We start from the raw sequence: 19,540 nt of genomic DNA, 5'->3' as shown, positions 1-19,540 counted from the left end.
CGTATTCTGCCGCCATGTCCCGCCCGGAGTCGTCCCGCATGTCCACGACGGCGGCTCTCCCGGCGGTCTGGTCCCTCGTCCTGACGGTCGCGGTGCTCGGTCCGTTCCTCGTCTCCCCCGGCTACCTGCTCTTCCGCGACGCGGTGAGCACTCCCCGATCGTTCCTCACCGATTCTGCGCTCGGTCTGTCCGACGCCGCCGCCCGCGCGGTGCCGCAGGACGCCCTGCTGGCGTGGGTGAGCACCGTCGTCGACGGTGGTGTCGCGGTCACGGCGCTGCTCGTCGCGTCGTTGTGGGCGGCGGGATGGGGTGCGGCACGGCTGGTCGCGGTGGTGCTGCCGACGAGCGGAACCGGCGCCCGGCTCGTCGCGGCGACGGTCGCGATCTGGAATCCCTATGTCGCCGAGCGGCTGCTGCAGGGCCACTGGAGTCTGCTCGCCGGGTACGCCGCGCTGCCGTGGACGATCTGTGCGGCCGTCGCGATCCGGCGACGGAGACGCGGCGGCTGGGCGTCGCTGGCGGTCTGCCTGGCCGCTGCGGGGCTGACCCCGACCGGTGCCCTGCTGGCGATCGTGACGGCCTGCGCCGTCCTCGTCGCGCCCGGTGGGCGGACGCGGGTGCTGCCGCGCGTGGGCGGCGCACTCGCGCTGGGTGTCGCGGTGTCGTTGCCGTGGCTGATCGCGACTGCGCTCGCCGGTGGCGGTACCGAAGCGGACCCGGCCGGTGTGCGCGCCTTCGCCGCCCGGGCCGAACCACTGCTCGGCACGATCGGTTCGGTGGCAGGGCTCGGCGGGATCTGGAACGCCGAATCCGTCCCCACCTCGCGCACTACCGCATGGGCGCTGATGGGCACCCTGCTGCTGCTGCTCACGGTGGTGGCGTGCGGGGTGCCGGCACTGTGGCGGCGACGTAGGAACTCCGTGATCGTCGCGGTCGCGGTGCCTGCCGTCCTTGCGGTGCTCGTCATCGCCCTCGCCGCGACCGGCCCGGGACTCGCCGTCGGCGAATGGGCGATGGTGAACGTGCCCGGCGCGGGACTGCTGCGCGACACCCAGAAGTGGGTCGCGTGGGCGATGCCCACATACGCGCTCGCCGCGGCGGCCGGCACGACCGTCCTCGCCCGGCGCTTCGCGGCGCCCGAACCGGTGTGGGCGACGGCCGCGATCGCCGCCGTGCTGGTCGCGCTGCCCGACCTGGTGTGGGGTGTGGGCGGGCAACTGCGGCCTGTGCGCTATCCGGCGGGCTGGGAGAAGGTGTCGCAGATCGTCACGGCCGACGGCGGCGACGTGGCGGTGCTGCCCGCCGGCATGTTCCGGGTCTTCGACTTCTCCGGGCCCGTGCCGGTGCTCGATCCGTCCCCGCGCATGCTGCGCGCCGACGTCCTGCAGACCGGAACCCTGATCGTCGCCGAGGGCAGTGTCGCCGGGGAGGGTCGCCGCGCGGAAGACGTCGAAACCCTGCTGTTGTCCGGCGCGGATCCGAGTGCGCTCGCCGCCCGCGGGGTGGGCTGGGTGCTCGTCGAGCACGGCACACCGGGCGAATCGGGCGCCGCGAAGAGCACGCTCGGAGCCGTCGAACCCGCTTATCAGGACGAGGATCTGAGCCTGTACCGGGTGGAGGGGGTCACCTCGACCCCGTCACCCCATCGCGCCCTGGCGATCGGGGCGCACGTGGTGTGGCTACTGGTACTGGCCGGCGGCGCTGGCTGCGCGCTCGGGCAGCGGGTCGGCGAGCATCGACGGCTCGTCGGCGCGCGGGAACAGTCCTGAGACGGTGTGCCCGAAGGTCGTGACGGACAGGACCTCGTGCACGCCCTCTCCCGTGGCCTCCCATGAGAACTCGCCGGCGCGGATGCGGGCCTTGTTGCCGAGCTGACGACGACGGTCGGCGTCGGCGAGCAGATCGGCGACGGCGGCGGTCAGTTCGGCGGGTGAGTCCACGAGCAGACCGGTCACCCCGTCGATGATCGAGTCGGTCAGTCCCTTGGAGCTGCGGTAACCGATGGTGGGCACACCGTGCTGGGCGGCCTCGACCACCGCGAGACCCCACCCCTCCTTGCGCGAGGGCATCACGTGAACCCAGGCGCGGGAGAGCAATTCGTGCTTGCGCTGTTCGTCGACGTGGCCGTGGAAGGTGACGGCGTCGCCGATGCCGAGTTCGGCGGCCGCATCGCGGAGGTTCTGCTCCCACCAGCCGCCGCCGATGACGTCGAGATGCAGGCCCGGGACGGTGCCGCGCAGCGTCGCGACCGCGGCGAGGGCGTCCTCGATCTGCTTGTGCGGCACCAGCCGCGAGAGCACGCACACGCTCGGGTGGGCCGTGCGCGTGTCGTCGCCGCCCACCGCGACGCCCGCGGGGACGGCGTCGACACCGTTGCGGACCACCGCGATCCGCTCCCGATCGACGCCGAGAGCGCGCAGCTCGTCGGCGGACGGAAGGGAGACGGTGAGGTACTGGTTGCGGCGGTGTACGCGCGGCGACAGCGACGACTCGATCCACCAGCCGAGCTTGGCCATCAGCCTGCCCGCGACCGGCCACTGCTCACGATGGCAGTGGTGCACGAGCACCGTGACGGGCGCGCCGGCGACGAGCCGGGCGAAGAACGGGATGCCGTTCTGGGTGTCGATGACGGCGTCGGGGCGGATACCGGCGAGGGGGCCGACACCGAATCTGCCCGCGAGGATCGCGGCGAGCGCGCGCGGGTAGACGGTGAGCCGTCCCCCGCCGCGGCTGACGGTGATGCCGTCGATCCGGTCTCGCTCGGCAGCTCCGGGATAGGAAGCGGTCCGCAGGACGACGCGGACGCCGCGCGCCGCGAGTTGCGCCCCGACCTGCTCGAGATACCGCTCGCTGCCACCGCCCTGCGGATGCCCGGTATCGCGCCAGCAGAGCAGCAGAACCTCCCGCACGCGGTGACCCCCCTGTATGTCGACTCGACCACCCGGCCGGGCAGATGTGACTCGGACGATGACAGGGACACAGTAGCGGGTGCCGGTCGGCGACAGGTGAGGGACGAGTGCGCGGCCCGCACTAAGGTGACTGGACGTGCCATCGACGACCCGACCCCGCACCGACGTGACCCGGCTGTTCGCCCGCCGCGCCACACTGCGCCGTTCCGTGGGGTTGCTCGGCAGCTTCCGCTTCGAGCAGACGGCACCCGAGAAGTTCTACGGTAGTCTCGCGCGCGACACCGTCGATCTCATCGGCGATCTCTACTCGGGTCTGACCGGCGCCGATCTGACGGGCACCACGGTCGTCGACGTCGGTGGCGGACCGGGCTACTTCGCCGACGCGTTCACCGAGGTGGGGTCGCGCTACGTGCCGATCGAGCCCGACCCGTCCGAGATGCACGCCGCCGGCCTGCAGGTCGGCGGTGCGATCCGCGGCTCGGGCCTGGCACTGCCGGTGCGTACCGGCTCGGTGGACGTGTGCTTCTCGTCGAACGTCGCCGAACACGTCGCGACGCCGTGGGTGATGGCCGACGAGATGCTGCGCGTCACGCGGCCCGGCGGACTGATGGTGTTGTCGTACACCCTGTGGTGGGGACCGTTCGGCGGGCACGAGACCGGTCCGTGGCACGCCTTCGGCGGCGAGTATGCGGCCCGACGCTACGCCCGCAAGCACGGCCGGGAGCCGAAGAACCGGTACGGGGTGTCGCTGTTCGACGTGGGCGCGAGCGACGGTCTGCGCTGGGCACGTTCGACGCCCGACGGTGAACTGCTCGCGGCCTTCCCCCGCTACCACCCGAGTTGGGCGTGGTGGCTCGTGAACGTGCCCGGCGTCCGGGAGTTCCTCGTCAGCAACCTGGTACTGGTCCTGCGGCGGCGCTGACCCGTCGCTTAGTGTCGTCGTCATGACCGCATTGGCCCTGGACGTCGGCGGCACCAAGCTCGCCGCGGCCGTCGCCGCCGACGACGGCACCCCACTCGAAGCCCGATCCGTGCCGGTCCCCCGGAAGGACGTGTGGGGCGCGTGCGCGGGATTGCTGCGGGAGGTCGCGGAGATCGGCGAGGGACCGGTGACCGCCGTGGGTATCGCCGCCGCAGGACCGGTCGACACGAACGCCGGGACGATCGGTCCGATCAACATCTCCGAGTGGAGCTCCGGCTTCGCACTCGTCGACGCCGTGCGTTCGGTGTTCCCCGACGCCCGCGTCGATCCGGTGATGGACGGCGCGGCCGCGACCCTCGCCGAACAGCGCTTCGGTGCCGGACGCGACGTCGCCGACCTGCTCGGGGTCGTGCTCGGCACCGGCATCGGCGGCGGTCTCGTGCTCGGCGGCCGGATCGTGCGCGGCCGCACCGGAAACGCCGGCCACATCGGGCACGTCGTCTCGCCCTACGGCACGACGGTGTGCGCGTGCGGAGGCGTCGGCTGCATCGAGACCGTGGCGAGCGGCCCGTCGGCGGTGCGCTGGGCCCGTGCCCACGGCTGGGAAGGCGCCGACGGTGTCGCGCTGGCCACGGACGCCGAGGCCGGGGTCGGCGTCGCCGCCGCGGCCCTCGAACGGGCCGGGACGGCACTGGGCCAGGTCATCGCGTCGGCAGCAGCACTGACGGATGTGGGACGCGTGGTCGTCGGCGGCGGCTTCGCGCAATCGGGCGGGCACCTGTGGCGGCCGATGCTCGCGTCGGCGGCCCGGCACGCCCGCCTACGGTTCGTGCAGGACCTGCAGATCGTCCCCGCCGAGCTCGGCGCACTGGGCACCCTCACCGGCGCATCGATCGTCGCCGCAGGTCACGACTGGATAACCTGACCGGGCACACCCGGTTTTCCGGCCTACCCTGAGGACCACATCGGAGTCCCGGCGGAAACCGGTGAGGTGCCGCCGGGATGCTCTGCGAGCAGATCGGCGGTACCGGATGCGGATTGCTGACATTGTGCGGAACAAGGGCTCGGCGGTGCACACGGTCGAGCCCGACACCACGGTGTGCGAGCTCATCGGCGACTTCGCGCGGTTCAACATCGGCGCGATGGTGGTGTGCGAGGGCAAGACCGTCGCCGGGATCGTCACCGAACGCGACGTCGTACGCGCCCTGCACGAACGCGGACCGTCGATCCTCGCCGCCCCGGCACACGAACTGATGTCGCGGACGGTGACGACCTGCCTGCCCACCGATTCGGTCGACAGTCTCGCCGAGACCATGACCGAACAACGGATCCGGCACCTACCGGTCGTGGTGGACGCTCGGCTGGTGGGAATCGTCAGTATCGGCGACGTGGTCAAGAGCCGCATCGACGAACTACAGACCGAACGCGACCAGCTCGCCTCCTACATCCACGATGGTGGCTAGAACTGATCAGTTCTCGCCGGTCGCGGCGTCGTCGGGAGCGGTGTCGCCGGTGGCACTCTCCTCTGCGGCACCGCCCTCGGTGGCGCTCGGGCGATCGAGGATGCTCACGCTCATCCCGTAGGGCAGGAACCGCACCGAGCGTCGCGGGTCGGTGTTGCCCTTGAGCGTGCGCAGCGCGTCGAGTTCGGTGCGATGGACCTGGTCGACGCGGGCCACGCCGTCGTCCTCGGTGGTGTAGACGACCCAGACGCCGTCGCCCTTCTCACCGGTGGTCTCGGGCCGCGGCTGCGTGCGCGTCGGCGCCACCGGCGGTTCGAGGAAGGAGAAGATACGGTCCTTCAGTTCCCGCAGTTCCTCACCGGCTTCCCGCACCACGCGGTCGAGATCTTCGGGGTCGAACCCGAACGGATTGTTCTCCGCCATGACATGTCTCCTGACCGTTGGGCACCCTCCAGTGTGGTGACGGTCGCCGATTCGCGCCACCCGGCTCCTCCCTCGCCCTACGGTGCAGTCGGGGGAGGAAGGAGACGTCCATGGTGAACGACACGGATCTGCAGCATCTGCGGCGGTGCGTCGAACTCGCGGAGGAGGCGGTCGCGGCAGGTGACGAGCCGTTCGGGTCGGTGCTCGTCGACGCGGACGGCACGGTCCTGGCCGAGGACCGCAACCGCATCGCCGGCGGCGACCGCACCCGGCATCCCGAGTTCGCGCTCGCGCGGTGGGCGGCCGAACATCTCGAACCCGACCGGCGTGCCACCGCCACCGTCTACACCTCCGGTGAGCACTGCCCGATGTGCGCGGCCGCGCACGGCTGGGTGGGCCTGGGGCGGATCGTCTACGCGGCGTCCTCCGAGCAACTGGTCCGGTGGCTCGGCGAGATGGGCGTGCCGCCGGCACCGGTCCGTCCGCTGCCGATCCGCGAGGTCGTGCCGGAGGCCGTCGTCGACGGGCCCGTTCCCGAGTTCGAGCAGGAGATTCGGCTCCTGCACCGTCGCTGCCATCTCGGAGATCGAGCCTTCCCGTCCCGTCCGGTCTGGTCACCCCCTGGTCAATAGTTGTAACGTGTTCTAGTGTTCGAGGTCACACGAATACGGTCGACAACACGAGCACAGCCAGGTGAGGAAGCGACATGACCGACTACGACAAGTTGTTCATCGGCGGCCGATGGGTGGCACCGTCGACCGACGAGAGACTCGAGGTGTTCTCCCCCGCCACGGAAGAGCGCGTCGGTTCCGTGCCCGTCGCGGGACCGCAGGACATCGATGCCGCGGTGTCCGCCGCCCGCACGGCCTTCGACGAAGGCCCGTGGTCGCGCACCACCCCGAGCGAGCGCGCCGAGATCCTCGGCAAGGCAGCAAAGCTCATCGAGGAGCGTCGTGCGGAGATCGGCGCCTCGCTCACCGCGGAGATGGGCCAGCCGCCGGCCTCGGTCGAGATGATGCAGCTGACGTCGGGCCTGGCCACACTCGACTACTATGCGGGGCTTGCCGATTCGTTCCCGTGGACCGAGGAGCGCACCGGCCTGTTCGGTCGCAGCCGCGTCAGCCGCGAACCCGTCGGCGTCGTCGCCGCCGTCATCGCGTGGAACGTGCCGCTGTTCCTGATGCTCAACAAACTCGGACCCGCCCTGCTCGCCGGATGCACGGTGGTCCTCAAGCCCGCTCCCGAATCGCCGCTGACGACGAACGTCCTCGCCGAGATCTTCACGGAGGCAGGACTTCCCGAGGGCGTCCTCTCACTCGTGCCCGGCGGCGCCGAGACCGGCGAGTACCTGGTCTCGCACCCCGACGTCGACAAGATCACCTTCACCGGTTCGACGGCCGTGGGTCGTCACATCGGTGAGATCGCCGCGCGCGGACTCAAGCGCTGCTCACTCGAACTCGGCGGCAAGTCGGCAGCGATCATCCTCGAGGACGCCGACCTCGACTCGACGATGCCGATGCTGGTGATGTCCGGCCTGATGAACACCGGTCAGGCCTGCGTCGGGCAGACCCGCGTCCTCGCGCCGCGGTCGCGCTACGACGAGGTGATCGAGAAGATGACCGCGACCGCGGCCTTCTTCCCCGTCGGACTGCCCGATACCGAAGGCGCACAACTCGGTCCGCTGATCTCCGCGAAGCAGCGCGATCGCGTCGAGTCCTACATCACCAAGGGCAAGGAGGAAGGCGCGCGTCTCGTGCTCGGCGGTGGTCGCCCCGAGGGCATCGAGACGGGCTACTTCGTCGAACCGACGATCTTCGCCGACGTCGACAACTCCATGACCATCGCCCGCGAGGAGATCTTCGGACCCGTCATCTGCGTGATCCCCTACGACAGCGTCGACGAGGCCGTGAAGATCGCCAACGATTCCGACTACGGCCTGGCCGGTTCGGTGTACACCACCGACGTCGAGAAGGGCCTCGAGATCGCCTCGCGCGTGCGCACCGGCACGTACGGAATCAACTGGTACGCATTCGATCCGGGTTCACCGTTCGGCGGCTACAAGAACTCCGGCATCGGCCGCGAGAACGGTCCCGAGGGCGTCGAGGCGTACTGCGAAACCAAGTCGGTGCTGTACCCGCTCGGTTACGAGGGCTGATCCCGGAAAGAAAGGGGAGGATATGTGCGTTCTCGACGGAGAACTCGCACATATCCTCCCCTCTTTCGTGTTTCGGGAGGACGCGACCTCAGATGTACATCGCGGGATCGATGTACGTCGTCGGATCCACGAGCGGTTCGTGCTTCTTGCGGGACCGGACGGTCGCGGGGATACCCGTGGCGATCGAATCCGCCGGCACGTCGTGGGTGACCACGGCGTTGGCGCCGATCGCGCTGTCGTCCCCGATCACCACCGGGCCGAGGACCTTCGCCCCCGCCCCGACGGTGACCCGGTTGCCCAGCGTCGGATGACGCTTCTCCTTCGCCAGCGACCGGCCGCCGAGCGTCACGCCGTGGTAGAGCATCACGTCGTCGCCGATCTCGGCCGTCTCACCGATGACCACGCCCATGCCGTGGTCGATGAAGAAGCGCCGGCCGATGGTCGCACCGGGGTGGATCTCGATGCCGGTGAGGAACCGGGTGAACTGCGCGAGGATCCGCGCAGGTCCCTTCAGGGCGGGCACCTGCCACATCCGGTGCGCGATGCGGTGCGACCAGATCGCGTGCAGCCCCGAGTAGACGACGGCGTTCTCCGCGTCGCTGCGCGCGGCCGGATCGTGGCCGCGCGCAGACTGCAGATCCTCCCGCAGAGTGTGCAGGATACCCACGACGGCGATCAGTCCCGGATGTGTTCGAACAGCGGGGTGGAGATGTACCGCTCACCGAAGTCGCAGACGACGGCGACGATCAGCTTGCCGGCGTTCTCGGGACGCTTCGCCAGCTCGAGGGCCGCCCAGACGATCGCACCCGACGAGATGCCTCCGAGAATGCCTTCCTGGGTGCCCAGATCGCGCGCGATACGAATCGAATCCTCGAACGACACGTCGACGATCTCGTCGTAGACCTCGCGGTCGAGCACGTCGGGCACGAAGTTGGCGCCGATGCCCTGGATCTTGTGCGGTCCGGGCTCGCCACCGTTGAGGATCGGCGAGTCGACCGGCTCGACACCGACGACCTTCACGTCCGGCTTGTACTCCTTGAGCCTGCGGCCCGCGCCCGTGATGGTGCCGCCCGTACCGATGCCGGCCACGAAGATGTCGACCTCACCGGCGGTGTCCTTCCAGATCTCCTCACCGGTGGTGTTGTAGTGGATCTCCGGGTTCGCGGGGTTGCCGAACTGGCGGGCGAGGATCGCGTTCTCGGTGTTCGCGACGATCTCCTCGGCCTTCGCGACGGCACCCTTCATGCCCTCGGAGCCGGGGGTGAGGACGATCTCGGCGCCGTAGGCGCGGAGCATGACGCGACGCTCGGTCGACATCGTCTCGGGCATCGTGAGGATGACCTTGTAGCCGCGCGCAGCGCCGACCATGGCGAGCGCGATACCGGTGTTGCCGGAGGTGCCCTCGACGATGGTGCCGCCGGGCTTCAGCTCACCGGACTTCTCGGCGGCGTCGACGATCGCGACACCGATGCGGTCCTTGACGCTGTTGGCCGGGTTGTAGAACTCGAGCTTCGCGGCGACGGTGGCGCCGGCTCCCTCGGTCAGACGGTTGAGCTTGACGATCGGGGTCCGTCCGACCAGCTCGGTGACGTTGTCGTAGATCCTGCTCATGCTCGATCCTCCTCATGGCCACACACGGCGGCTCGGGTCGCGGTCTCGGTCTATTGCACCATTTCGCCGTCATCGGACGACTCGGCGGGCCCATCGATGTACGAACGTATCCGTACGCCGTCGTTATTCCCCGGCGAGTCGGCGTGTCGTCGCCCGGCCCGGCCTCGACGGGTTCGTGCCCCGCGAGATTTCGGACCGGCTCGACCGGGTTTGCCCGGCCACCGAGCACGGGTAGCCGATCATATGAGTCGTCACGATCTTCCCGTCCCCGATTACGACGAACTGGCGCCGGGCACGCTCGCGCCGAGGATCCGTGCACTCGACGAAGCACAGTGGACGATCACCCCCGCTACGGCACGGTGTCGCCGAACAGACGCCGAAACGCGGAAGACCCTGACTAGACCGAACACCGAACACCGAACACCGAACACCGACCCGAGCATCCGAGCAAGGAGACGACCGTGGTCGACTTCAACAGAGTCGTGCAGAACGCGAGCCGAGTCGTGGAGAACGCGAACAGGGCGATCGACGACGCCGGTCGCTCGGTGGGCGGATTCGTCCGGCGCGCCGTCGACCGGCCCGTCGACGCTCGGAAACCGCAGACGGTGACCGTCGCGGCTCCGCGCGCACAGGTCATGCAGTTCTGGCGCGATCCCGAGAACCTGAGCAGAGTCTTCGGCGACCACGTCCGGGTGGAGACGGTCGAAGCGAACCGGCTGCGCTGGACCTGGGAGAGCCCCGGCGGGACGACGACCTGGGACACCCGCGTCGACGTCACCTCGGAAGGACTCGCGTTCGTCGGCGAGGACGACGCGGACACCCCGGGTCCTCGCGTAGTGCTCGCGGTGTCCGACGCGCCCCGGGGCGGCACCGAGATGACCCTGCGCGCCGAGGTTCCCGTCCCCGATCTCGTCACCGGCGCCCTGACCTTCACTGCGCTCTACCGTGCGCGGGCTCTCATGCAGACCGGTGAGATCCCCACCCTGCAGGGCAGTCCGAGTGCCCGTGCATCGGAAGGAGACGCGTGATGCGAGCCCTGTGCTGGATGGGGGTGAACGAGTTGTCGGTGGAGACGGTCGACGATCCCGGCCTGGTCAACCCGCACGACGTGATCGTGGCGGTCCGCCTCACCACGACCTGCGGGTCCGATCTGCACTTCCTCGGCGGGTACCTGCCGGGGATGCGGGAGGGCGACGTGATCGGCCACGAGTTCATGGGCGAGATCGTCGACACCGGCCCGGAGGTGACGAACGTGCGGGTCGGCGACCGGGTGGTCGTGCCGTCGTTCATCGGATGCGGGAAGTGCCCGTACTGCGCCGACGGCCTGCACGCGGTGTGCGACACCACCAACCCGAACGCCGCGATGCAGCAACCCGTGCTGGGCTATCCCACCGGCGGAATCTACGGCTACACCCATCCCTTCGGCGGGTACCAGGGTTCGCACGCCGAGTACATCCGCGTGCCCTTCGGCGACGTCAACTGCTTCCAGATCCCCGACGGTGTCGGCGACGAACAGGCCCTGTTCCTGTCGGACGCGGTACCGACGGGCTACATGGGCGCCGACTTCTGCGACATCACCCCGGGCGACACCGTGGCGGTCTGGGGCGCCGGCGCCGTCGGTCTCATGGCCGCGGCAAGCGCGAAGATCATGGGCGCCGACAGGGTGATCGTGATCGACCGTTTCCGAGACCGCCTCGACCGCGCCGCGAAGAAGGTCGGCGCCGAAACCGTGGACTACGCCGAGGTCGACAGCGTCTACGAGACGCTCCGCGAGAGCACCGGCGGACGCGGACCGGACGCCTGCATCGACGCTGTGGGCATGGAGGGTCACGGAACCGGCGTCATGCAGGCCTACGACAAGGTCAAGCAGGCGCTGCGGATGGAGAGCGACCGCGCGACCTCCCTGCGCGAGGCGATCCTGTCCTGCGGCAAGGGCGGAGTCGTGTCGGTGCTCGGCATCTACGGTGTCACCGACAAGTTCCCGATGGCGGTGCTGACGAACAAGAGCTTGACCCTGCGGACGGCGCAGCAACACGGCCAGCGGTACATGCCCACCCTGTTCGAACACGTCCTCGAGAGCAGGTTGGACCCGAGTTGGCTCATGACGCACGACCTTCCGCTCACCGACGCGGTACGCGGCTACGAGATGTTCAAGAACAAGGAGGACGACTGCCTGCGCGCGGTCTTCCGCCCCTAGGTCGTCACCGGTCGGATTTCTTCAATACGAGCGCACGGTCGGCGTCCGACACTGGCGCCATGACGAATTCGGTGAACCCCATCCCCGAGGGATACACCTCCCTCACCCCCTTCCTCGTCGTCGACGGTGCCTCCCGCGCGATCGACTTCTACTGCGACGCGTTCGGAGCGACCGTCGTCGAGCGGATGGACGGCCCCGACGGGACGGTGATGCACGCAGAGCTCGACTTCGACAACGGCCGACTGCAATTGAGCGATCCCCATCCCGGCATCGGCCTGCACGCGCCGAGCGGAACGAACGACGTCGACCATTCGTACGTGCTGTACTGCGCGGACGCTGACGCCGTGTTCGCGCGGGCCGTCGCCCTCGGTGCCCGGGTGTTCGAGGAACCGTCGACCTTCGTCACCGGCGACCGGTTCGCGTCGATCCTCGATCCGTTCGGTCATCGGTGGGCCGTGATGACGCGGGTCGAGAACGTGCCCGCGGAGGAAGCGAAGCGACGGCTCGACGAGTGGGCGGCAACGCAGAACGCGTGAGGTGTAAAGCAGTTGCCCACGGAGCACCCTTCGGTGCACGCTGACTAGTAGGACTTTGTTAGGTTCACCACTTCCTGGTGTGAGGCCTCGAGATTCGGCGAGATGTCCGAGACGATAACCAGGTGGATGCCGCAGCCCTGACCGATGTCGGTGAACGTCTCGATGCGTTCATCGGCGAGGTGTTCTCCTCGCTCAAACGCAAGGACCAGCGAGCAACGGCCGGGGTATATGCGCGAGGGTTGATGCTCGACGGGCGCCGCAAGTCGATGCAGCCGATGGCCGACCGCCTCGGGATCGATCACCAACGCCTGCAGCAGTTCGTCACCACCTCACCGTGGGATCCGGTACCGGTCCGGAAAACACTGTCCCGCAAAGCGTGTGATTTGATCTCCCCGGATGCGTGGGTGATCGACGACACCGGATTCGCCAAGGACGGTGACGCCTCGCCGTGTGTGGCCCGGCAGTATTCGGGCACCCTCGGCAAGGTCGGAAACTGCCAGGTCGCGGTCAGTGTGCACGCCGCCACCGATACCGCGTCCGCACCCTTGGATTGGCGGCTGTATCTGCCTGAGAGCTGGGACGATCAGCGGTGCGACGATCCGGAGACGGCCTCGGCGATCACCGCTCGCCGGCGACGCAACGCGATCCCGACCGAGGAGCGCTATCGCACCAAGGCGGTGATGGCTCTCGAGATGCTCGACGAGCTGATCGCGTGGGGCCGGATCCCGCCGGTGATCGTCGCCGACGCCGGCTACGGCGACTCGGCGACCTTCCGGCAGGGCCTGACCGACCGCGATCTGGTCTATGTCGTGGCGGTCAAGGGCGCCACCCTCGCGCACCCCGCCGATGCAGTCCCGGCCGCCGCCGCGTACTCCGGGCGCGGGCGGCCTCCGACCCGACGCTACCCACCGGCCGTGACCTGCAGGGATCTCGTTCTGGCGGCCGGAGTAGGCGCGCTGACCGAGGTCACCTGGCGCCGCGGAACCAAGACCGGTCCGGGCAACCCGACCGCGGTGATGCGCTCACGGTTCGTGGCGCTGCGGATCCGCCCCGCGAACCGCACCATTCCCCGCGACGAGGATGGAACCCTGCCGCAGGCGTGGCTGCTCGCCGAATGGCCGGCGGGCGCGGCGCAGCCCACCGACTTCTGGCTGGCCACCCTGCCCGAGGACACCCCGCTGTCAGAGTTGGTGCGCCTGGCCAAGATCCGCTGGCGCATCGAACACGACTACCGGGAACTGAAAACCGGTCTCGGACTCGACCACTTCGAGGGCCGCTCCTGGCTCGGCTGGCACCACCACGTCATCCTCGTCACCGCCGCACACCTGTTTCTCACCACCCTGCGGCTGACCGACCCAAAAGCGATCGGGCGGGACTGACCCTCTACGGCATTGTGCGCGAACTCCAACGCACACTGGCCTATTGGATCGGTACCTGCCCGACCTGCCATCACACCTTCCCAACCTAACAAAGTACTACTAGTGTCCTGAGTCGTTAATTCGGTCGCAGTAGTTCGCGATGGATTCGAGGATCTGATCCGCGGTCTTCACCCACACATAGGGTCGCGGATTCTCATTCCAGGTATCGATCCAGGCGCGAATGTCGGCGTTGAGGTGTCGCACGGATCGGTGGGCGGAGCGGCGAAGCTTCTTGTTCGTCAGCTCCGCAAACCACCGCTCCACCAAGTTCATCCACGATGAACTCGTAGGCGTGAAGTGGATAACGAATCTGGGATGCGCTGTGAGCCAGCGCTTGACGGCCGGGGTCTTGTGGGTCGAGGCGTTGTCCATCACAAGGCACACGTCGAGATCTGCGGGCACCTCGGCATCGATCTTGCGAAGAAACGCCAAGAACTCGGTGGCACGGTGCCGGGCGTGCAGGGAGCCGATCACCTTCCCACTGGCGATGTCGAGCGCCGCGTACAGGCTCGACGTTCCGTTCCTGACATAGTCGTGGCTGGCGCGTTGCGGCGTGCCTGGCAGCATCGGGAAGATCGGTTGCGTCCGGTCCAACGCCTGGATCTGGGTCTTCTCGTCCACGCACAGCACCAAAGCCCGCTCCGGCGGGTTCAGGTACAGGCCGACGACGTCACGAACCTTCTCGGTGAACAGCGGATCCTTCGACAGCTTCCAGGAGTCCTGTTTGTGCGGAGCCAGGCCGAACGCTCGCCACACCCTCGAGACAGTGGACTGCGACATGCCGAGATGATCCGCCATCGACCGTGTCGACCAATGCGTCGCATCCTTCGGTGTCGATTCGAGCGTCGCGGTGATCAGGTCCTTGATCTTTGCGTCGCTCACCGTCCTCGGCCGGCCCGGGCGCGGTTCGTCGAGGAGCCCATCGCAGCGAGCCTCGACGAACCGATCCCTCCATCGCCGCACCGTCGAACGGTCCACACCGAGTCGTTGCGCCACTTCAGAATTGGATCCACCGTCCGCGCAGGCCAGCACGATCCTCGACCGCGCCGACAACCCCGCCGCACTCGTACGACGGCGAACCCAGCCCTCCAACTCGGCCCGCTCCGCGTCACTGAGAACAATCACCGCAGCACGCGGACCCCGAGTCGCCATACCCAACAGTATCAACTGGTGGATAATTTACGACTCAGGACACTAGGATCTTCCTCCCGGATGTTCTGTACGAGAGCCGGGGGGATCAGTGTTCGACAAGAGGCGTGCGCAGAAGCGATTCGACGACGGCGTGATGGCCCTGGGCTATTTCGTCAAGGGAAGGCGACAGCGCACGGACTTCGCCGTCGCCCGGCAATGCTTTCACGAAGCGCTGGCGATCGACCCCATGATGTGCGACGCATGGCTCGGCCTCGCAACGACCGGTCTCGTGAACGAAGCTGTGATCGAGAATCTCATGCGCACTGCGCACCAGAGTCTCTTCCGGGAACAAACGCGGGCGGGGTTACGTCCCGGAACATTGTCCGGGTCCTTCCAGGCAGGCAGATTCGCGTCGCATCGTCTCTCGACAGGTCCCGAGATCTGGGCTGCCGCAGCCCAGGCACGTATGGACGCAGGCCACTTTCAGGACGCCTTCGCGCTGCTCGAAACCATGCAGCCTCCCTCACAACTCGCCACCTACATGATGGGGGCCCTGCACTACGAGACCCGCCGATGGACCGATGTGCTGTCCGTTCTGGGTCCTGTCGGAGAGTGGGCCGACGGATACCTCCGCGTCGGAGCGAACGTGATGGTCGGGGTCGCCTGTGCGTTTCTCGGACTCTTCGAAGAAGCCGACCGCCGCCTCCGGTTGGCCGAGAAGTCCGATACTCCGTGGCTCGTTGCGTACGCCATGTACATCCGGGCACTGATCGCACGCGAATCGGGGGACGAGCCGAGAGCACGCACCCTGCTGGAGCGCGTGTACGCCACGCGACCGAACGACGCCGCTTACGCCGAGGCACTACACAACCCCGATCACCGTCTCGCTCTGACCAGCGCGGAACGTATCTCACGACGTACCGACCCCTGGGATCCGGCCACCGAGCCCTCCGGCAGTCGAATCTCCGATGACACCGATCGATCGAAGCGCGCCGAGGCCTGTTCGAGAGCACGTCGCGCACTCGATGCCATGGTCGGCCTCCAGTCCGTCAAGCGGGAAATCGAAAAGCTCACTGCCTCGACTCTTCTCGCGAACGCTCAGAGCGATCACGCTACCGATGTCGTTCGTCCCTCCGCACGCTCACGCCACCTGGTGTTCACCGGGCCTCCCGGAGTCGGCAAGACCGTTGTAGCCCGCGCGCTGGCACAGATGTACTACGGACTCGGCATTCTCGCGACCGACACAGTCGTGGAAGTTGCGCCGAACGACTTCTTCGCGCCCGGATCGGGTTCCCCGGAACTGCTGGCGAGAGAGATCTTCGCAAGCGCAGTCGACGGCGTCCTGTTCATCGACGAGGCGTACTCGCTGTACCACGACGGCTGGATCGGTGGAGACGCAGCCGGAGGCAAGGTGATCGACGGACTACTCGCGACGATGGAGAACAATCGCGACCGCATGGTGGTCATTGTGGCAGGCTATGAAGATGCCATGACCACTTTTCTGAACCGAAACGAGGGTCTGAAGAGCAGGTTCTCGCGACACATCAGGTTTCCTTCGTACTCTGCGACAGAGCTGGCAGAGATCGCGAACCGGATGGCCGGCGGCGTCTACGGCGCCGATCTGGATCCGTCCGCCGCCACAGAGATCGAACGTATCGCCGCAGTGCTGTGTACGGCGAACGAGACGTCGACCAAGGGCTCTACACGTTCTCTCATCGACCGCGAAGGCAACGCTCGGTTCATCCGCAACCTCCTGGAATCGGCTATCGAAGAGCGGGACCTACGCATCGTCTCGACCTACACCGACTTGAAAGCCCTTTCGGCACAGCAACTCGCACGCATCGAAGAATCGGATGTGAACCGCGCCGTTCGCGAACGCTTTCCCCACGTCATGGAACTCGTGTCGGATTGAACCAGCCGAGGTTGACGACGACCTGCACTGGACCTCTGCCTCGGCAGCGGTCTAGACGTCGAGGTCAGGGCACCACCGGCGCGGCGGCCCCGACGAAGGCCACCATCTCGGAGCCGCCGGGATTGGTCTGGATCGGGATCTTCTTCCAACTGTTCGCCACCCACACGTTCCCGGCCTGGTCGATCGTGATGCCGGTGTTGCGCACGAGGCCGTCGAGTCAGTAGCCGGTGACGTCCGGGGAGATCGGTGCGCCCGTGGCGGTTCCGGGACGGCAGGCGACTGCCCTGCTGCCGCAGAACTGGGAGACGGCCCGGCCGGCGAAGTTCGCAACCCAGATGTTGTCGTTGCCGTCGACGACCACACCCCACGGAACCCGGAGGCCGCCGCGCCTCGGCGGCGGGGCCGTTCGGGGAAGTTCCGAGTACCGGGGCAACTGCCAGCGCGTAAGCCGCTGCCACCGTGGTCTTCTCGCCAAGAACGACGTCCGCCGACGAAGTTGCTCTTCGCTCTGTGCGGTGGCGGGCGCCGCCAGGAGCGCCCTGGCCAGCGCCGTCGCCCCCACCAGTGCCGCACACTTCCGACCGATACGACTCGAACCACGCACGAGACGACCCGCTCGCCGACGGAAGTAGTTGCCGTGCATCGTCGAACTACGTCACCGGTCGGCGTGGCACAACCGAGATACCCGCTGTGAACGATTTCCCGGATTTCACCTCACAGACGGCGAATGCCGCCCCCGGGAAACCGGGAACGGCATTCGTCGTCGTGTACGGACTCAGCCGAGGCGCTGCTTGAGGGCCTCGAACTCGTCGCGGATGCCCGAGGGCACCTTCTCACCGAGGAACTCGAACCACTCGGCGATGCCGTCGATCTCGGACTTCCACTCCTCGACGTCGACCTTCAGGGCCTCGTCGACGTCGGCGGGATCGACATCGAGACCGTCGAGCGTGAGGTCGGCGGCGCTGGGCACGTAGCCGATCGGCGTGGACTGCGCGCCGGCCTTGTGCTCGATGCGGTCGACGATCCACTTGAGCACGCGCGAGTTCTCGCCGAAGCCGGGCCACAGGAAGCGGCCGTCGTCGCCGCGACGGAACCAGTTGACGTAGAAGATCTTCGGCAGCTTGTCCTCGTCGGCGTTCTTGCCGAGCGTGATCCAGTGGTTCAGGTAGTCGCCGGCGTTGTAGCCGAGGAAGGGCAGCATCGCCATCGGGTCGCGACGGACGCTACCGACCTTGCCCTCTGCCGCGGCGGTCTGCTCGGACGACAGGGTCGCGCCGAGGAAGGTGCCGTGCTGCCAGTCGAAGGACTCGCTGACGAGGGGCACCGTCGTCTTGCGGCGGCCACCGAACAGGATCGCGGAGATCGGCACACCCTGCGGGTCGTCCCACTCGGGGGCGAGGATCGGGCACTGCGACATCGGGGTGCAGTAACGCGAGTTCGGGTGCGCGGCGTTGGTGCCGGACTCGGGGGTCCAGTCGTTGCCCAGCCAGTCGGTGAGGTGCGCCGGGGTCTCGCCGCCGATGCCCTCCCACCAGATGTCGCCGTCGTCGGTCTTCGCGACGTTGGTGTAGATGGTGTTGCCGGCCTCGATGGTCGCCATCGCGTTCGGGTTCGAGTCGGCGCTGGTGCCCGGCGCGACGCCGAAGAAGCCGAACTCGGGGTTCACGGCGTAGAGGCGGCCGTCCTTGCCGAAACGCATCCACGCGATGTCGTCGCCGAGGGTCTCGGCACGCCAGCCCGGAATGGTCGGCTGGATCATCGCGAGGTTGGTCTTGCCACAGGCCGACGGGAACGCCGCGGCGATGTAGTAGGCCTTTTCCTCGGGCGAGATCAGCTTGAGGATCAGCATGTGCTCGGCCAGCCAGCCCTCGTCGTGCGCCATGGCCGACGCGATGCGCAGCGAGTAGCACTTCTTGCCGAGCAGGGCGTTGCCGCCGTAGCCGGAGCCGAAGCTCCAGATCTCACGGGTCTCGGGGAAGTGGGTGATGTACTTCGTGTCGTTGCACGGCCACGGGACATCCTGCTGACCGGCCTCGAGCGGCGCACCCACGGAGTGCAGCGCCTTGACGAACGGACGGTCGGTGCCGAGCTTCTCGAGAGCCGCGCTGCCCATGCGGGTCATGATGCGCATCGAGACGACGACGTACTCCGAGTCGGTCAGCTCGACGCCGAGCTTCGGGTCCTCGGCTCCGAGCGGGCCCATGCAGAAGGGCACGACGAAGAGGGTGCGTCCGCGCATGCTGCCGCGGTACAGCTCGGTCATCGTGGCACGCATCTCGTCGGGGTCGACCCAGTTGTTGGTCGGGCCCGCGTCGATCTCGTTCTTCGAGCAGATGAAGGTGCGCGACTCGACGCGTGCGACGTCCGACGGATCGGAATTGGCCAGGAACGAGTTCGGCTTCTTCTCGTCGTTCAGACGCGTGAAGGTGCCTGCCTCGACCAGCTGAGAGGTCAGACGGTCCCATTCCTCATCGGATCCGTCGGCCCATACGACACGATCGGGCTGGGTGAGCTCGGCAATCTCCTGGACCCAGGCAAGCAACTCGGCATGCTGGGTCGGGAGCTTGTCGTCGGTACCGTTCAAACCGGGAATGGTCGCTGAGGTCATCAAAACTCTCCTGGGGTGTGCCCGGAACCGGGATCCCACCTCCGACCTGCACGTTTTTCTGTGCGGACGAGGGCAGACCCGGGCTTGCCCCTCTCGGCAGGGGTACCACCTACTTCGTCCGTGGCCGAACAGGCGAAGTAGGCGCCGGATGTCCTTTTCATAGAGGTTAACGTCGGAATGCCGACCGGCGTCACTCGGGGCCGGTCGGAAATCTCACAGAAACGATTCAGAACTTGCGCACAATACCGTCCCCTC

The 19,540-nt window shown here is 67.7% G+C and carries 19 protein-coding genes; 11 read left to right on the top strand and 8 right to left on the bottom strand.

Features of this window, described 5'->3' with window-relative positions; all coding sequences use genetic code 11:
• Positions 1 to 14 precede the first annotated feature (14 nt).
• Positions 15 to 1,769, top strand: a complete 1,755-nt coding sequence (locus M3330_RS15230; protein ID WP_255025292.1) for a hypothetical protein — start codon at positions 15 to 17, stop codon at positions 1,767 to 1,769.
• Here the strand turns inward: M3330_RS15230 and M3330_RS15225 are convergent.
• Positions 1,680 to 2,909: a glycosyltransferase family 4 protein gene (locus tag M3330_RS15225; protein ID WP_120280375.1), complete on the bottom strand. Its 1,230-nt coding sequence runs from the start codon at positions 2,907 to 2,909 to the stop codon at positions 1,680 to 1,682. The genes M3330_RS15230 and M3330_RS15225 overlap by 90 nt on opposite strands.
• 166 nt (positions 2,910 to 3,075) lie before the next feature.
• On the opposite strand from M3330_RS15225, the gene M3330_RS15220 reads away from it, so the two are divergent.
• The 3 genes from M3330_RS15220 (at position 3,076) to M3330_RS15210 (ending at position 5,294) form a co-directional block, all read left to right on the top strand.
• On the top strand, positions 3,076 to 3,831 hold the full coding sequence (locus M3330_RS15220; RefSeq protein ID WP_255028920.1) for a class I SAM-dependent methyltransferase: 756 nt from the start codon (positions 3,076 to 3,078) through the stop codon (positions 3,829 to 3,831).
• Between the two features lie 22 nt (positions 3,832 to 3,853).
• The gene (locus M3330_RS15215) at positions 3,854 to 4,756 is read left to right on the top strand and encodes an ROK family protein (RefSeq protein WP_033096316.1); all 903 of its coding nucleotides are present in this window, start codon (positions 3,854 to 3,856) and stop codon (positions 4,754 to 4,756) included.
• A 106-nt stretch (positions 4,757 to 4,862) separates the two neighbouring features.
• Positions 4,863 to 5,294, top strand: coding sequence for a CBS domain-containing protein (locus M3330_RS15210; protein WP_024102052.1), 432 nt, complete (start codon positions 4,863 to 4,865; stop codon positions 5,292 to 5,294).
• 6 nt (positions 5,295 to 5,300) lie between these two features.
• Here the strand turns inward: M3330_RS15210 and M3330_RS15205 are convergent, their stop codons facing one another.
• Positions 5,301 to 5,717, bottom strand: coding sequence for a hypothetical protein (locus M3330_RS15205; protein ID WP_006552684.1), 417 nt, complete (start codon positions 5,715 to 5,717; stop codon positions 5,301 to 5,303).
• Positions 5,718 to 5,827: 110 nt separating this feature from the next.
• Between M3330_RS15205 and M3330_RS15200 the strand changes: the two genes are divergently transcribed.
• Together M3330_RS15200 and M3330_RS15195 are read left to right on the top strand one after the other, a co-directional pair.
• Positions 5,828 to 6,349 carry a nucleoside deaminase gene (locus tag M3330_RS15200; RefSeq protein ID WP_064256136.1) on the top strand — a complete coding sequence of 174 codons (522 nt, stop codon included), beginning with the start codon at positions 5,828 to 5,830 and terminating at the stop codon, positions 6,347 to 6,349.
• 74 nt (positions 6,350 to 6,423) lie between these two features.
• A complete protein-coding gene (locus M3330_RS15195; RefSeq protein ID WP_255025285.1) occupies positions 6,424 to 7,872 on the top strand; it encodes an aldehyde dehydrogenase in 1,449 nt (482 codons plus the stop codon).
• Between the two features lie 88 nt (positions 7,873 to 7,960).
• On the opposite strand, the gene epsC is transcribed toward M3330_RS15195, so the two are convergent.
• The gene (gene epsC, locus M3330_RS15190; RefSeq protein ID WP_016932540.1) at positions 7,961 to 8,539 is read right to left on the bottom strand and encodes a serine O-acetyltransferase EpsC; all 579 of its coding nucleotides are present in this window, start codon (positions 8,537 to 8,539) and stop codon (positions 7,961 to 7,963) included.
• Between the two features lie 8 nt (positions 8,540 to 8,547).
• On the bottom strand, positions 8,548 to 9,483 hold the full coding sequence (gene cysK / locus M3330_RS15185) for a cysteine synthase A (protein ID WP_033096318.1): 936 nt from the start codon (positions 9,481 to 9,483) through the stop codon (positions 8,548 to 8,550).
• A gap of 461 nt (positions 9,484 to 9,944) precedes the next feature.
• Here cysK and M3330_RS15180 point away from each other — a divergent pair, with 461 nt between their 5' ends.
• The 4 genes from M3330_RS15180 to M3330_RS15165 all read left to right on the top strand — a co-directional run bounded on the left by M3330_RS15180 (position 9,945) and on the right by M3330_RS15165 (position 13,595).
• Positions 9,945 to 10,511 (top strand): SRPBCC family protein, encoded by a 567-nt coding sequence (locus M3330_RS15180; protein WP_006552689.1) that lies wholly within the window; start codon positions 9,945 to 9,947, stop codon positions 10,509 to 10,511.
• Positions 10,511 to 11,680, top strand: coding sequence for a zinc-dependent alcohol dehydrogenase (locus M3330_RS15175; RefSeq protein ID WP_033096319.1), 1,170 nt, complete (start codon positions 10,511 to 10,513; stop codon positions 11,678 to 11,680). The genes M3330_RS15180 and M3330_RS15175 overlap by 1 nt, the downstream gene beginning before the upstream one ends.
• A 59-nt stretch (positions 11,681 to 11,739) precedes the next feature.
• On the top strand, positions 11,740 to 12,216 hold the full coding sequence (locus tag M3330_RS15170) for a glyoxalase/bleomycin resistance/extradiol dioxygenase family protein (RefSeq protein WP_019290872.1): 477 nt from the start codon (positions 11,740 to 11,742) through the stop codon (positions 12,214 to 12,216).
• Positions 12,217 to 12,338: 122 nt separating this feature from the next.
• Positions 12,339 to 13,595 (top strand): IS701 family transposase, encoded by a 1,257-nt coding sequence (locus M3330_RS15165; RefSeq protein ID WP_006554210.1) that lies wholly within the window; start codon positions 12,339 to 12,341, stop codon positions 13,593 to 13,595.
• A gap of 99 nt (positions 13,596 to 13,694) precedes the next feature.
• Here the strand turns inward: M3330_RS15165 and M3330_RS15160 are convergent, their stop codons facing one another.
• Complete coding sequence (locus M3330_RS15160; protein ID WP_255025005.1) at positions 13,695 to 14,786, bottom strand: IS630 family transposase; 1,092 nt, start codon at positions 14,784 to 14,786, stop codon at positions 13,695 to 13,697.
• Between the two features lie 133 nt (positions 14,787 to 14,919).
• On the opposite strand from M3330_RS15160, the gene M3330_RS15150 reads away from it, so the two are divergent.
• Positions 14,920 to 16,677 (top strand): AAA family ATPase, encoded by a 1,758-nt coding sequence (locus M3330_RS15150; RefSeq protein WP_369683122.1) that lies wholly within the window; start codon positions 14,920 to 14,922, stop codon positions 16,675 to 16,677.
• Between the two features lie 64 nt (positions 16,678 to 16,741).
• On the opposite strand, the gene M3330_RS15145 is transcribed toward M3330_RS15150, so the two are convergent.
• From M3330_RS15145 to M3330_RS15135, 3 genes are all read right to left on the bottom strand, one after another.
• A complete protein-coding gene (locus M3330_RS15145; protein ID WP_255025277.1) occupies positions 16,742 to 16,882 on the bottom strand; it encodes a hypothetical protein in 141 nt (46 codons plus the stop codon).
• Positions 16,883 to 16,894: 12 nt separating this feature from the next.
• Positions 16,895 to 17,110, bottom strand: coding sequence for a hypothetical protein (locus M3330_RS15140; protein WP_255025276.1), 216 nt, complete (start codon positions 17,108 to 17,110; stop codon positions 16,895 to 16,897).
• A 342-nt stretch (positions 17,111 to 17,452) separates the two neighbouring features.
• The gene (locus tag M3330_RS15135) at positions 17,453 to 19,285 is read right to left on the bottom strand and encodes a phosphoenolpyruvate carboxykinase (GTP) (RefSeq protein WP_006552694.1); all 1,833 of its coding nucleotides are present in this window, start codon (positions 19,283 to 19,285) and stop codon (positions 17,453 to 17,455) included.
• Between the last annotated feature and the right edge of the window lie 255 nt (positions 19,286 to 19,540).

The organism is Rhodococcus sp. GA1 (genome assembly GCF_024321955.1).
Taxonomy (GTDB): domain Bacteria; phylum Actinomycetota; class Actinomycetes; order Mycobacteriales; family Mycobacteriaceae; genus Rhodococcus; species Rhodococcus pyridinivorans.
This window is presented reverse-complemented; position numbering and strand designations above follow the sequence as displayed.

Bases quoted from the DNA above. Each gene is read 5' to 3' on its own strand.
- M3330_RS15135 (WP_006552694.1), bottom strand. From the start codon at position 19,285: ATGACCTCAGCGACCATTCCCGGTTTGAACGGTACCGACGACAAGCTC.
- M3330_RS15210 (WP_024102052.1), top strand. From the start codon at position 4,863: ATGCGGATTGCTGACATTGTGCGGAACAAGGGCTCGGCGGTGCACACG.
- M3330_RS15205 (WP_006552684.1), bottom strand. From the start codon at position 5,717: ATGGCGGAGAACAATCCGTTCGGGTTCGACCCCGAAGATCTCGACCGC.
- M3330_RS15215 (WP_033096316.1), top strand. From the start codon at position 3,854: ATGACCGCATTGGCCCTGGACGTCGGCGGCACCAAGCTCGCCGCGGCC.
- M3330_RS15150 (WP_369683122.1), top strand. From the start codon at position 14,920: ATGGCCCTGGGCTATTTCGTCAAGGGAAGGCGACAGCGCACGGACTTC.
- M3330_RS15170 (WP_019290872.1), top strand. From the start codon at position 11,740: ATGACGAATTCGGTGAACCCCATCCCCGAGGGATACACCTCCCTCACC.
- cysK (WP_033096318.1), bottom strand. From the start codon at position 9,483: ATGAGCAGGATCTACGACAACGTCACCGAGCTGGTCGGACGGACCCCG.
- M3330_RS15200 (WP_064256136.1), top strand. From the start codon at position 5,828: ATGGTGAACGACACGGATCTGCAGCATCTGCGGCGGTGCGTCGAACTC.
- M3330_RS15195 (WP_255025285.1), top strand. From the start codon at position 6,424: ATGACCGACTACGACAAGTTGTTCATCGGCGGCCGATGGGTGGCACCG.
- M3330_RS15175 (WP_033096319.1), top strand. From the start codon at position 10,511: ATGCGAGCCCTGTGCTGGATGGGGGTGAACGAGTTGTCGGTGGAGACG.
- M3330_RS15230 (WP_255025292.1), top strand. From the start codon at position 15: ATGTCCCGCCCGGAGTCGTCCCGCATGTCCACGACGGCGGCTCTCCCG.
- M3330_RS15160 (WP_255025005.1), bottom strand. From the start codon at position 14,786: ATGGCGACTCGGGGTCCGCGTGCTGCGGTGATTGTTCTCAGTGACGCG.